At 46.7% G+C, this 13,238-nt stretch carries 13 protein-coding genes; 9 read left to right on the top strand and 4 right to left on the bottom strand.

The annotated features are described in order from the left end of the window. The 5 genes from WBA89_RS21430 to WBA89_RS21410 all read left to right on the top strand — a co-directional run. On the top strand, window positions 1–1,529 hold a 1,529-nt coding region (locus tag WBA89_RS21430), incomplete at its 5' end, for a cation:proton antiporter (protein WP_424409300.1). Between the two features lie 334 nt (window positions 1,530–1,863). Further along, entirely contained in the window at window positions 1,864–2,367 is a 504-nt protein-coding gene (locus tag WBA89_RS21425) for a hypothetical protein (protein ID WP_424409299.1), read from the top strand. 9 nt (window positions 2,368–2,376) lie between these two features. Beyond that, complete coding sequence (locus tag WBA89_RS21420; protein ID WP_424409298.1) at window positions 2,377–2,541, top strand: hypothetical protein; 165 nt, start codon at window positions 2,377–2,379, stop codon at window positions 2,539–2,541. A 109-nt stretch (window positions 2,542–2,650) separates the two neighbouring features. After that, on the top strand, window positions 2,651–3,277 hold the full coding sequence (locus tag WBA89_RS21415; protein WP_424409297.1) for a DUF3038 domain-containing protein: 627 nt from the start codon (window positions 2,651–2,653) through the stop codon (window positions 3,275–3,277). A gap of 2 nt (window positions 3,278–3,279) precedes the next feature. Continuing rightward, a complete protein-coding gene (locus WBA89_RS21410) occupies window positions 3,280–4,419 on the top strand; it encodes a DUF4335 domain-containing protein (protein ID WP_424409296.1) in 1,140 nt (379 codons plus the stop codon). 436 nt (window positions 4,420–4,855) lie between these two features. Here the strand turns inward: WBA89_RS21410 and WBA89_RS21405 are convergent, their stop codons facing one another. Continuing rightward, entirely contained in the window at window positions 4,856–6,928 is a 2,073-nt protein-coding gene (locus WBA89_RS21405) for an abortive infection protein (protein WP_424409294.1), read from the bottom strand. 187 nt (window positions 6,929–7,115) lie between these two features. After that, window positions 7,116–7,787: a hypothetical protein gene (locus WBA89_RS21400; RefSeq protein ID WP_424409292.1), complete on the bottom strand. Its 672-nt coding sequence runs from the start codon at window positions 7,785–7,787 to the stop codon at window positions 7,116–7,118. A gap of 344 nt (window positions 7,788–8,131) precedes the next feature. Here WBA89_RS21400 and WBA89_RS21395 point away from each other — a divergent pair, with 344 nt between their 5' ends. Continuing rightward, a complete protein-coding gene (locus WBA89_RS21395; RefSeq protein ID WP_424409291.1) occupies window positions 8,132–9,067 on the top strand; it encodes an OmpA family protein in 936 nt (311 codons plus the stop codon). 584 nt (window positions 9,068–9,651) lie between these two features. Here the strand turns inward: WBA89_RS21395 and WBA89_RS21390 are convergent. Beyond that, window positions 9,652–10,764, bottom strand: a complete 1,113-nt coding sequence (locus tag WBA89_RS21390; protein WP_424409290.1) for an AI-2E family transporter — start codon at window positions 10,762–10,764, stop codon at window positions 9,652–9,654. A 96-nt stretch (window positions 10,765–10,860) separates the two neighbouring features. On the opposite strand from WBA89_RS21390, the gene WBA89_RS21385 reads away from it, so the two are divergent. The 3 genes from WBA89_RS21385 to WBA89_RS21375 are packed head-to-tail and all read left to right on the top strand — an operon-like array spanning window position 10,861 to window position 12,586. Further along, window positions 10,861–11,250 carry a type II toxin-antitoxin system RelE/ParE family toxin gene (locus WBA89_RS21385; protein ID WP_193974573.1) on the top strand — a complete coding sequence of 130 codons (390 nt, stop codon included), beginning with the start codon at window positions 10,861–10,863 and terminating at the stop codon, window positions 11,248–11,250. After that, window positions 11,243–11,572 (top strand): helix-turn-helix domain-containing protein, encoded by a 330-nt coding sequence (locus WBA89_RS21380; protein WP_193974574.1) that lies wholly within the window; start codon window positions 11,243–11,245, stop codon window positions 11,570–11,572. Before WBA89_RS21385 ends, WBA89_RS21380 begins: the two co-directional genes overlap by 8 nt. Window positions 11,573–11,605: 33 nt before the next feature. Then, window positions 11,606–12,586, top strand: coding sequence for an alpha/beta fold hydrolase (locus WBA89_RS21375; RefSeq protein WP_424409288.1), 981 nt, complete (start codon window positions 11,606–11,608; stop codon window positions 12,584–12,586). 60 nt (window positions 12,587–12,646) lie between these two features. Here the strand turns inward: WBA89_RS21375 and WBA89_RS21370 are convergent. Then, a partial coding sequence (locus WBA89_RS21370) for a DALR domain-containing protein (protein ID WP_424409287.1) occupies window positions 12,647–13,238 on the bottom strand: 592 nt, incomplete at its 5' end.

Genomic DNA, 13,238 nt, shown 5'->3' with positions numbered 1-13,238 from the left:
AACACTACAACCGCACGGGCAGATTAACGCAGTTAGTGCTGGCGGGAATTTACATGGGAGTTGTAGCTTCTGCCTTAATTACTGAATTGATCGGCATTCATTTAATCTTCGGTGCATTTTTGCTTGGTGCTGCCATGCCCAAAAATGCCGGACTTACCAGAGAATTAGCTGAGAAAACCGAAGATTTTGTCCTAATATTTCTGCTGCCAATCTTTTTTGCTTACAGCGGTTTGCGTACTCAAATCGGCCTGCTCAACAGTCCTGAATTGTGGCTGCTGTGCGCCGCAGTTTTGGGAGTAGCAATTATTGGCAAATACTTCGGAACTTATGCTGCTGCTAGAGTCTGCGGCATTAGCAACCGCGAAGCTTCAGCGCTGGGCTGGATGATGAACACTCGCGGTTTGACTGAACTAATTGTGCTGAATATCGGTCTTTCTCTGGGTGTAATTTCGCCGGTGCTATTTACAATGTTAGTTATTATGGCGTTAGTCACAACTTTCATGACTTCGCCGCTGCTGGAGTGGACTTATCCCAAACGGTTAATTCGGTTAGATATTTCAGAAGTTAGCTCTGAGGATTCAGAATTAGAAGATTTACCAATTGCTAGTAGCAGCGAAGAAACAGTTAACAACTTGCTGAAAACTTATCGAATTTTAGTACCGGTTGCTAACCCTAGTACGCAGAAAGGTTTGCTGCAACTAGCGGTAGGGCTGGCGCTGCCGGCTGCGGGTGCGGGCGGTAACGATTTGCAGTCGGCGGCGGTTCATCCTCTGAGTTTGATCGAATTAAATGAGGATTATGCTTTTGAAAGTACGCCTGCGGAAGCCGATCGCATTATTCAAGAGCGCCGCTTGAAATTATCAGAATTAATTGATAGTTTGGAACTGCCGGAGGCGAGAAAATTCGTGCATCCAATCATTCGGGTTACTAAAGATGTGGCGCGGGAAACGGCGCAAATTGCGGAACTAGATCGTGCGGATTTGATTTTGGTAGGATGGCACAGGCCGACTTTTAGCAGCAACCGTTTGGGAGGGCGTGTCGGTCAAATTCTCAGCAGCGCTAAGGTGGATGTAGCCATTTTTGTTGACAGAGGCCGGGAACGGTTGAATAATTTGTTAGTGCCTTATGCGGCAAATATTCACGATGATTTGGGCTTAGAATTGGCGCTGAGACTGTTAGTTAATAGCCAGGAACGCCGTTTAACGGTGCTGCGGGTGGGGGTAAACGGGTTCGAGGGAAACGAGCTGAGTTACGAGTTTCAGCGAGTGATGGAACAGTTGCCTGTTGAGGTGCGATCGCGCATTGAAACTCCGATTGTGGAGGCTGCCGATCCAATTCAAGCGGTGATTGCTGCTTCTGTTAATGCTGATTTGACTATTGCGGGTACGAGTCGGGAGTGGGGAATTGAGCGCCAAACTTTGGGACAGTATACTGATGAATTGGCGGTGCAGTGTCATTCTTCGCTGCTGATTACCCGGTGTTATGTTAAAGCGCGATCGCACTTGGCTTCGGTACTTCCTCGAAGGTAGTCATTAGTCATTAGTCATTAGTCATTAGTCATTAGTCATTAGTCATTAGTTATTGGTTATTGGTTATTGGTTATTGGTTATTGGTTATTGGTTATTGGTTATTGGTTATTGGTTATTGGTTATTGGTTACTTGCTACGAATTCCCACTTTCCAATTCTCAATTCCTAATAAAAACTAACAACTAACAACTAACAGCTAACAGCTAACAGTCAACAGTCAACAGCTAACAGCTAACAGCTAACAGTCAACAGTCAACAGCCAACAGGTAGGGGCGATGCCCCCGTGCCCGCCCTCTTAGCCAACAGCCAACAGCCAACAGTTAACCGCCAAAATTATGCCTCACTTTAACATCAAAATGTTAACATTTTATAGTGTTTCTATCGCCTTTGTTGCGGTACTTTTTAAAGTAGTAACTGCTTACGGCGAAACAAATTTAAAGGCTCCTCCGGCACTTGCGGGAAGTTATCGCTTCGATGCTAACAGTTTGCCGGAATGTCTGAAATCTGATGCTTTGGTATTGACAATCGAGCAATCTGGTGTTTATTTGAACGGTAATTTGCGAAGTAGCAGCGAGGCCGATCGCCAAACAACAGCAGAGGAGAAACCTTCTTTAGGTGGTAAGTGGGAAACTCAAGGATTGAGCTTGTCGGGTGTGGTTCCTAATTTAGCCGGTTGCAGGGATTCCAGTGCGATCGGTCAAAACAGTTCTGTTAAACTGCGAGGAATTCTGGAGGGAGACACCCTCAAGGGAAAAATTAGTCTGACGGATGGGGCGGCGGCTACTGATTTTACGGCTCAAAGAGAAGCGGCGGCGAAACCGCAGAAGCAGGAACATTGATCGATCGCAATGAGAAATCGAGAATTGGGAATGGTCAAGTTCGATCGTCCTAGTCGGTTTCTCCCCGGCTTCGGCGGGAAATCACAAAGCTTTCAGGGATCGGCTGGGGAAACGGGCGGTGGACGATCGAACTCCTGCCACCGGATCTCCCCCGTGACGGTCGGTTGCTGCTAAATTTAAAAGACACATAAAAGTGATTGATAAAAATAAAGTATCCGAGAGGAGTCTTTGATTGAGAATTTGTCATGCCAGAGACCTCGGATAACCGTATAGTTTGTTTGGAATGGATGTTCCCGTGATCTTAATGCCGTCAGAAACTTTGCTTACCGAGTCAAACCCGTTGATTTTAGACAGTTTGCCAGACTTGTCGCCGAACGATGGCGGGTGTCCCCGTCGGGCTAGATTGCAAATTGATTTGATGTTGCTGGCGATCGAAGCCTTGTATCTCGGAGGGGCGGAAGAAATGCTGGCAGTGTCAAAAGACCTGGAATTGGAGTCAATTATCAAAAATCGGGTTGCCTTTTGGCAGATGCGGAATACTAACCCGCTGAGACTCTATACGCAGCGCCGCTCCCTGACGGTGGTAGAGGCAAAAGCGCTGGTGGCGATCGCCTGCAATATGGCGCGCAAGTTAACCGCGACAATTCGCCAGTTGCTGCTAGATTCGCAGCAGTTGCGATCGAGAAATATCCCCCTCAGCGAGAACTTGCAGCTTGCCGAGTATTTAGAACGCTTTCGAGCTCATTTTCGATCGCGCATGAACCCGAAGCGATCGGTAGTTGCAGCTTACAATTCCGACGACAAGCTCAACGAACTAGCTTTAAACTTGTTGAGCAAACTGCTATTTTGTACGGGAACAGCCGGAATGCAGCGCTTCTGGGTTAGCCTGTTTGATGGAGAAGTGGAATAAAAATGACTATTAGGCGTCAGTACAGTCTGCCAAATTGCACCTTAGTTTTAGAAGGGTTGAGCGATGGATCGGCAGCCAGCCAGTTAGATATGCGGCCGGTGCTTTCCATACTAATGAGCGCTGAATGCTACGTGAAAGGTTTGGGCGAGCCCCTCAGCGGGGGACGGGAGTTTTTTGAAAGCTTGGTGAGGGCTGTCAGCAGCTACGCTCAAGAATTTATGAGCGGAGTGCATTATCCCGATCGCTACGGCCCGAATTTGAGCATGGTGCAGTTGCAAAGAATTGACGGGAATTCGCACCGGTTGACCGTTCTACCCGCCGAAGCCGGCAGCGCCACCCAAATCGATCGAAAAACAGAAATGTCAGCAGAAGTAGATTTAACTACGGTACAGCTATTTGACTTGGTAGAGGCGATCGATCAATTTTTTGCCGACACCCAAACGCTGCCGGAATTGTCTCTGCAATTAACCCCAATTTCCAAGCGTTATATCAAATCGGCCGAACCTTTGGCGAAGCGGAGTTTGCCTGCTGTCGTGGGGGTGTCGAGTTTGGCATTGGCGGCGATGGCGTTTTTCTTGGTGCCGATACCGGAAGTCCAGCGCCCCAGAGATCCGGTGCGGCAGCCCAATCCTGCAGGACTGAATCAGGGCACGCCGAATCCCGGCGGTTCCGGTTCGCCGAATCCCACTCCCAGGCCTGCTGACGGTTTGCTACCTGGGGAGAGGACTCCGAATGTTGAACCGAATTCGCCGACTCCGAGCTCCACCCCGCAGTCGGAGGCTTCGCCAGAAAGCACGCCCAGTCCTGTTTCTGAAGCTTTGCCAAGTCCTGGTGCCGCAGCCGGGCCGATTACCGATCCGGCAGCAATCGAGCTGTTGAAGGGCCAACTTTCCCAGCAAATTGACGGAGTTTTGAAAACTCAGCCTGCGGTTGATGCGGAGTTGGTTTATCGGGTGAGTGTGGCCAAGGATGGGGCGATTGTCGGTTATAAGTCGGAGAATCCCGCAGCAGTCGATCGATCCGAAGCCCCGTTATCGGAATTGCTTTACAAACCGATTGGCACCAGGCCACCGGCGGAACCCCTAGCTGATTTCCGAGTAGTTATTGCACCGGGCGGCACTTTTGCAGTCACTCCTTGGTAATGGTTGATTGTTGACTGTTAACGGTTGACTGTTAACGGTTGACTGTTAACGGTTAACTGTTAACGGTTGACTGTTGACTGTTGACTCCAAAGACTTAAAATTGCGCCTATCTGAGGGTGGCAACTTGTCAGAATCATTCATGAATTGCCCCCTAGTTTATGATTCTGACGCAACCGGAAACGATATAATATCAAATCGCGTAGCATCGGAATGATTCAGATATATATTCTCTCCCTCTGTGTACTCTGTGTACTCTGCGGTTAAATCATTCCGATCCAAACGGAAACGATATAACATCACACTACAAACCAATTCCTCAACTCTGAGTCTGCGGAGGCAGACTTCGTTTTTGTAGAAGCGATTTCAATCGCCGAATCATCTTCGTTTAACAAGACACGGTTTCAACCGCCGTCTTTTTCTTATATGATAATTTGACTCAAAATCCTGTCGGCGCTACGGGCTCAATATCTCGATCGAATCCCCCGACTTGATTGGTGCGGATTATCCACAAAAACGCTCCCTGTTTTAATAAAACTTTAGCAATTTCATCTTGGGTGCGTCTGGGGAGCATCGTCCGGTAACTAATAGCAGCTTTTAGCAGGTTCGCAATCACCGAAAAAAAGCTTTTTTTACGTTCCGAATCGATCCCCACCAATCTCGTATTTTTGCGCCAATCTGGACGGACAATACCGAGGGGAATTAATACTTTTTCTAAACTCTCTCCCACAGCTACTAACTGATAAAATCTTTGGGTTTGTGCGTCGGCGGGATGTGTTTTCAGCCAATCTTGAATCTGAGGATTTGACTCGATTTCGGCAGTGATTTTTTTAATCGTAGCGTAAATTGCCTGACTCGAATCTTGGACGCAAGAAGTTGCTGGCGTGACTAAAGTTGCGCCGGTGCCGTCTCCGCTGCGGTAGCGCGCCATCATGATATCTAGTTGCTGGTTTAATTCCGTTAAAGGCGACAAAATGATTCCATCAAAATTGTAGTCGCAACACACGCAGTCTAATTTACAAACGATATCGCAAACCGGGCGATCGCCCAACCAGCCGCGCTGCAAATCTCCCATATAACTTTGCCATTTGCTAGAACCGGCGACAATTCCGTCGGGATTGTGGGCGTATACTTGTTTGTATTCTATGTCAAAACGCAGTTCATCGGTAAATCGATCGCGCACCACTTTTGCCAGTCCGAAAGAAAAATGTCCGGTGACAATTCCCAGCGGTGCAAATTCGCCTTTTTTGCCGCCGATACCGCCGAAACTGTGAATCGCGATGCCGATATCTCCTTCTTGCCAAGGAGAGTTTAAAGCATTTTCTGCCGCCTCGTTTGGCATTAACAATACTTTTTTCGCTTTGCCTTTTTGAGCTTTTGTATCTAACCAGTTTTCATCTTCTAAATAAGCGAGAGATTTTTCAAGTCCGAAATGTGTTTCATCTGGTATTAACTGAGTAATTTTGCGCGGTTCGATTGCCTGCACTACAAAAATACTTTCTTCATCTCTTTCGCCGTAAATGTACCAGCCGTCTGGATTTAATGGCGATTGTTCTATCAGGTAATTGGTAGACCTCGCTATGCCATTTTGGTCGGGCTGTACTTGCGGAATCCGAATGATTTCGGCTGCACCGTCAAATTGTTGAGATGTTTTGTTGAAATGCCGGACAATAAATTTATTGCTGTCGGGTTCTTGGCGCTGTAAAATTGAAACTAAGGCGCAAAAACGTCCGATAATTTGTACTGGTTCGCGATCGATAATTAGTTCCGGCTGGCCGCTGCTGTGGTTGATGGCAATCACCGGCCTCCGCAGCATCACAGTCACGCTGTCTTCGAGTCTGCTACCCGCTAAAGTTTCCAAAGGGCCGACATTTCGCCAGCCGTTCAACCTATCTGGATGGATGTTACCCGATTTTTGACTTTTTTTAGTTTGTTTTGTGAAGTTGATATCTTGAGTGACTGCGTGGACAAAAAATTGAACTTGGCGATTTGCCAACCACTTCAAAAATGCTGTTTTGCCAATGAATTTTTGGTATTTTTTCGGGGCATTTATTACTTCTAAAAACACTGTATCGTAGGGCTGGCGCTGTTCCGGGGAAGGCAAAATTAAGCGCCCTTGCCAAAGAGCGATCGGCTGGTAGAGATGGGCAACCGCTGTTGAACTTTCGCAGGTTATCTCCGGCTCTACCGCTTCTAAAATATCATTTTCTGCTCCCCAAGCAGCATTGAATTTTCTGTTGTTTTCTACGAACTGCGGTTCTAAAAAAATGTTTTTAGCTTCATATATGTTTGCAGTTAAATTGCCTGTTTTCCGGGTAATTTTCTGTAGGTAAAAATAGCGGCTTCCCTCAAATTTTGCCTGCAACCAATTGATGAAAATCCGAATAAAAATAAAAGCTGTCAAGCCGAAAACGACAGCCAAAATTATCAGCCCCAGAGTCAAAAGAAATTGCTCGAAAGATTGACCGGAAAGTAAAATAAGTGTGGGTCTGATAAAATAAGATGCTGCCATAAGTGAGTCCACATAATTAAACGCAAGATATAGATGGCTAAAAAGTTTGCTGCACAAGCATTCTTCCTTCTTCCTAATGACGTTGTACGGAAAGCTCGGAGACGACAGCACTAATGACTGATGACTAATGACTGATGACTGATGACTGATGACTAATGACTAATGACTAATGACTTCTACTTAATATCTAAAAACGAGTTTTAGGTTCGATCCAGTCTGTGCTGGCTTGAGTGCCGAAAACTAGGGGTTTGTCTTCGCTGACAGCTACCGTTTGCCCTGTCATATCTACTGCACAAAGAGGCCAATGCCGATCGCCCAAATGGCCGGCGCGGAACAGAACTTGTCCGGGGCAAACTTGACTCCAACCCAACAGTACAGCATGAGTGTAAAGACTGCGAGCGGGAGCAACGGTATAAGTGTAATTATCATTTTTATCCCAAATTACCGCGTAGTCCGACATATCCGAAGAGTTGAACAGCGCTTCAAATTCGCGGGCGAGAACCTGGGAACCCTCTTGATTCCAAGCAACAGGTACTAAAATGGCGATCGTCCCGGACATATCGGTGTCGTCGCTAGCATACATTCCGCTTTCCGCCAGCGGCGAAGCAGCCGCCACTGTTTGCAGTTCCCCGGTTTTGAGATTTTCCACAAACATCACGCTGCTAACCCTACACTGGGCTAATTCCGGCTGTACTTGCAACTCAATTCGACTGTAAGCCGCGTATTGGCCGTTAGTTGAAACTAGGGAAGGACTTCGATAGTAGCGGAGGCCTGTGCCTGCAGTGGAGCTCACTTTAGCATGAGTGGCGCCGATCCATTCCCAAGGAACGGGATAAGGGCTATTTAAAGGGTCAGTCATCGGTTTTTTTTCCAAAAGTTTTACAGCATTATCCAACAAATTCAGGCTGACACGCCGGGACTAGAAACCGGGTTTCTGTTTCGATGCTTCGCCGCTAAACCCCAGATTTGGAGAAACCGGGTTTGTTTTTGAGATTGTAGATTTTTCCACCAATCTAAACTCAAATCGAATATTCTCAAATCCGATAAGCTGTTTGTCGGACAAATAAACATTGTATGTTCAGGGCGGGCGAGACACCCCACAAGACGGGGAATTGTTTTTTTGACATATAATTTATCTGCCACCACAGCTTAGGTAAGATAGTATCGAAATTAATCTGGTATGTGTGTTCAGAGGGAGGCAATATGAGGCCATCTTTTAATCAAAAACCTTCAATCCCCCCGATTCGCGTCTCCAAGTCGCGGGGACTAGGTTTGTTTTTGCTGTCGCTGATATTTCGACTGCTGCTGCTGGGGGTAGGCGGCGGTTTTGCGTGGGTATTGGGGATGACGATCGCCCAAATTTATCCTTCTAACACCGCCCAGATGCCACTAGCCGAGAGATTGCTGCGCCTAACTCAAAATTTGACCCCCAGCCCGAAACGCGCCCCAGGCAGCCAAATTCCGGCGCTTCCCGCACCAACTGCTACACCCGTTCCCCAATCAAAAGTCAGTCCTGCCGAGAGAGAGAAATTGCAGGGAGATTTGAGACAGTTGCAGGGCGAGCTCAACGCGCTGATTGGCCGCACGGCGGCTTTGGAGAGTCAGTTGGGTAGCAGCCGCCCGACGGAAACTTTGGAAAAGCGTTTGCAGTTGATGTCGCGGGAATTGGCAGCGCCGGATGCGGCGGCAACTCCTGCGCCTGTTTTGCCCGCGATTGGCAGCAGCCCGAGTCTGAACCCTGAAACTGTGAATGCTGCGCCACAGAATGGCAACAATCCGGTGTTTGGAGGAGATGGGCTGATGGTGACTCTCCCCAGCGATGTTTTGTTTAATACTGGCAGCATTTCTTTGCGCGCGGGCACGAGTGCGATTTTGGACAATTTGGTGGCGGATTTACGCAGTTATGAGGGGGCAACGGTGCGGGTTGCCGGCCACACTGACGACGGGGGGGAAGTGGTGGAAAATCGCAATGTGTCGTTGGCGCGGGCTCAGGCTGTGGTGCAGTATTTGTCTGGGGCGATCGATCGCAATTATCATTGGGTGGCGATCGGCTATGGGGAAAGCCGCCCTTTGGTGGATAATAGTTCTGATATCAATCGGCAGCGCAACCGCCGCATTGAAGTGGCAATTAGTCCTTAGTCATTAGTTATTAGTTATTAGTTGTTAGTTGTTAGTTGGTAGGGGCGGTGCCAAGAGTGCCCGCCCTCTTAGTTTTTGGTTGTTGGTTGTTGGTTGTTGGTTGTTGGTTGTTGGTTGTTGGTTGTAGATACTACACTGATTTATCAGTATTTGATTGATAGTTCAACCGCAGATTTAACTGGTAGGGTGCGTCGCTATCAAAAATCCCTGAATTTGACAAACAATACCCTAGCGACGCACCGGACAATCATTGAGGAAATAATATCAATTCCGGTTGTACTCCTCATGATGTTAACTGTTAACTGTTAACTGTTAACTGTTAACTGTTAACTGTCAACTGTGAATCGAACAACTGAAACTTGCACCGAGATAGGTGGTGACTTGTAAAAATCATTCATGAATCGCCCTCTAATTTATCACCTGACAATGCAGCCGGAAACGATATAAGCGCAATTTTTGGGTAAGAAGACTTGCGATCGTGAATGCTATAAGGTGCGGATATGTGAGATTTTCGATATTTCGTTAAGAATTTTTTAGGCAACGCACCTTACCAGTATGTTCCGCGATCGAGCCACAACCTGCTGTCACGCCGAAGGTGTCAGAGGAGGCAAGTCAGAATTATTTTTGGCTTGATTTATTGCCTCTCGATGTTCGCCTCTAAGCTTCGGTTTTAAATACAAGTTCTCAATCAAAGCAGCCACCCCCGCGAACCAAGGCGGCACAATGATTGCGCCGATAATTCCCAATACTTGCACGCCTCCCAAGACGGACAGCAATTGATACAAAGGATGCACGCCAACCGAGGAACCAACCAGCAAAGGATCGAGCACGTAAGTTTCCAAGTTTTGGATAATTACAAATAACAGCAATACCCACAAAACTAGCCAGCCACCTTTAGCTAATGCTACGATTAATGCTGGTACTGCACCCAAAACTGGGCCGATGAAGGGAATTAGGTTGGTAACACCTGCGATCGCACCCAAGCCTAAAGCAAATTCCGGCATTCCTAAAACGCTCAAACCTGTGGTAATAAATATCCCTAAAATCCCCGAAACCAACACTCGCCCCCGAATATAACTCCCCATTCTTTGACCGATTGGCGTTGCTTGGGCGGCTAATTTTTCATCCCAAGGTTTGGGGAAAAACTGCACTAAGCTTTTAATTAATGTGTTGCTGTCGGCAACCATGTAACCTGAAATAAATAATGCTAAAATTAAGCTGAAAACACCTCCTAAAATGCCTCTAGTTAAACTGTACGATCGCAAAATTAGTTGTTGGCTAGATCTAATCAGCCAATTCGTCAGCGATTGAGTGTCCACCAACTGACCCACCAGCGCCGGGGCATCGTCGGTGAGGCGGCTCAATAGATTAGTTGCTACAGTTTCCAGACTTTTAACGTAAACTGGTAGCAGTCGCACCAGTAACTGGATTTGCTCGATGATTGTCGGGCCGATTAACACTACCGCCCCGCTGAATCCGCCGATCAGAGTTAGATAAACCAGAATCACCGCCAGCCAGCGGGGAAGGCGCATGGTTTCGGCCCAATTGACGATCGGGACGATCGAAGCGGCGAGCACGACTGATATCATCAGAATTACTAGCAGGCTCCGCAATTGCCACAGCAGCACTAGCAGCAAGGACGATGCTACAATGAGCAGCAAGTTTGGTATAGAAATTGTAATCCGCTGTTCTGACATGATTATTCTGACAAAATTGAGTAATGATATTGTTGTCGATCGTATCACTCTCTATTTTATGATAAACAATATGATATAAATAATATAATTAAGATTATGAATTCGCTATTAAAACCCGTTGAATGGATCGGCAGTTCCCGTGACGACTTGCGCGAGTTTCCTGAAGATGTCCAGCAAATTATGGGTTTTGCTTTGTACCGCGCTCAACTGGGTAAAAAGCATCCTGATGCTAAACCGCTTAAAGGATTTAAAGGTGCTGGCGTTCTAGAAATTGTTGAGAATTTTGATGGAGACACTTACCGATCGGTATACACCGTAAAATTTGAAGGAATAGTCTATGTTCTTCATGCTTTTCAAAAAAAATCAAAGCAGGGAATTGCTACCCCCAAGCAAGATATAGATTTGATTGAATCTCGACTTAAGCGTGCCAAAGAACACTACAAAAAATATTTAGAACAGCAAGAATTGGAGGAACAAAATGACTGAAGAAATCAAAGTGCATTCCAGTAGTGGAAATGTTTTTGCTGATTTAGGGCTAGCCAATCCAGAGGAATTACTGATTAAGGCAGAACTAGCTCATCAGATTAGTGAATTAATTTCGGAACGCCAACTAACCCAGAACCAAGCAGCAAAGCTATTAGGAATCGATCGACATACACTCTCAGCATTGATGCGCGGTAAATTATTAGATTTCTCTACGGAACGCCTATTTCGTTTTCTCAACGCACTCGGCAGCAACGTAGAGATTCGGATTGCCCACTCGCCACCAAATGTTCAAGCTAAAACTCACATTGTCGTTGCATCATAAGTAAACAAACAAGTAAAAAATTAAACGATTAATATGCAATCACCACCTTCAAATCAAGATTTGTCAACCATTTCGTCGATCGAATCACCAACGCTATTTTACGAATGGCAAAATTATCGCTGTGCTTACGATGTTTACAACCCAAATACTGCGATCGAAAATAGCATCCCTTTGTTATTGATTCATCCCATAGGAGTTGGATTGTCAAGAGTATTTTGGCAGAGATTTTGCGAAAATTGGTACAAAGCAGGGAACACTAATCCGATTTACAACCCCGATCTTTTGGGGTGCGGAGATTGCGAAATGCCTGCTGTGGCTTGCTATCCTGACGATTGGGCGGCACAGTTGCAGTTTTTCTTGGAGACTGTAGTGAAAAAACCTGCGATCGTCCTGGTGCAAGGTGCTTTACTGTCTGTAGCCTTGGAATTAGCAAAAATTCAGCAGGAAAGCGGCTCTAATTTAATCCACGGATTAGTCCTCGCCGGGCCTCCAGCTTGGGCGGTGATGAACAAACATTCGACAGAGAGACAGCAAAGAATCGTCTGGAATTTGTTAGATTCTCCCTTGGGAAACGCTTTTTACCGCTACGCCAGACGCGCTGAATTTTTGCGATCTTTTTCTGTTAAACAACTGTTTGGCGATGCGGCAAATGTTGACAGCGAATGGTTGGAAGCTTTGCAGGCTGGGGCGGCAAATCCTGACAGCCGTCATGCGGTTTACTCGTTTTTAGCGGGGTTTTGGCGGCAGGATTACAGCAGTACGATTCAAAAGTTCGATCGCCCGGTACTCGTTATCATGGGAGAAAAAGCCTCAAGCATCAGTCAATCGGGTAAAGAAGAAAAACCAGAGGAAAGACTAGCCCAATATTTGGCTAACTTTCCCAACGCAGAGGGTTTATTAATGCCGGGGCGCAACGTTTTACCCTACGAATCCACCCCAGAATTTGTCGGCGCGGTTGCCGAGTTTGTGAATGGGAATTTGCAACCGCAGATATCAGCAGATAAACGCAGATGAACGCGGATGGAATTTCATCTGCGTTAATCTGCGTGCATCTGCGGTTAAAAAATGCAAATTTCAACTGCGGTGCCAGATTGTTGTACCATCCTTTTGGTCAATCAAAGTAATGCCATTATCCTTAAGTTCATTGCGAAGGCGATCGCCCTCAGCGAAATTCTTAGCTTTTCGGGCATCTTTCCGCTGCTGAATCATCACCTCAATCTCCCCATCACTCAAACCGCCAACCGCATCATCGCTGTCAGCTTCCGGCTGAACTTCCAACCCCAAAACCCCCGCCAAACTCACCAAAGTCAGCCAATGAAGCTGCAACAATTCCGGCGATGTGTCAGTTTTGCCTTGATGCACCAAAATATTGCTTTCCTTACCCAATTCCTTAGCCAATTCAAACAAAACAGCCAAAGCAGCCGGAGTATTGAAATCATTATCCATCGCGGCTTGAAACTGCTGCACAGCATTAGTATCTTGTCCGGTTTTCTCAACATCCCAACTCAGTTTATCGGCATATCGGAGCCCAAAAAGCAAGCCTTCATTGATTGTATTCCAGCCATTTCTAGCAGAGGCGATCGCCTCTTCAGTAAAATCAATCTGACTGCGATACTGCGCCATAAACACAAACAGCCTCACCGCCATCGGTTCCACCGCTTTTGCA

This window comes from Microcoleus sp. (genome assembly GCF_049646505.1).
Lineage (GTDB): Bacteria > Cyanobacteriota > Cyanobacteriia > Cyanobacteriales > Microcoleaceae > Microcoleus.
This window is presented reverse-complemented; position numbering and strand designations above follow the sequence as displayed.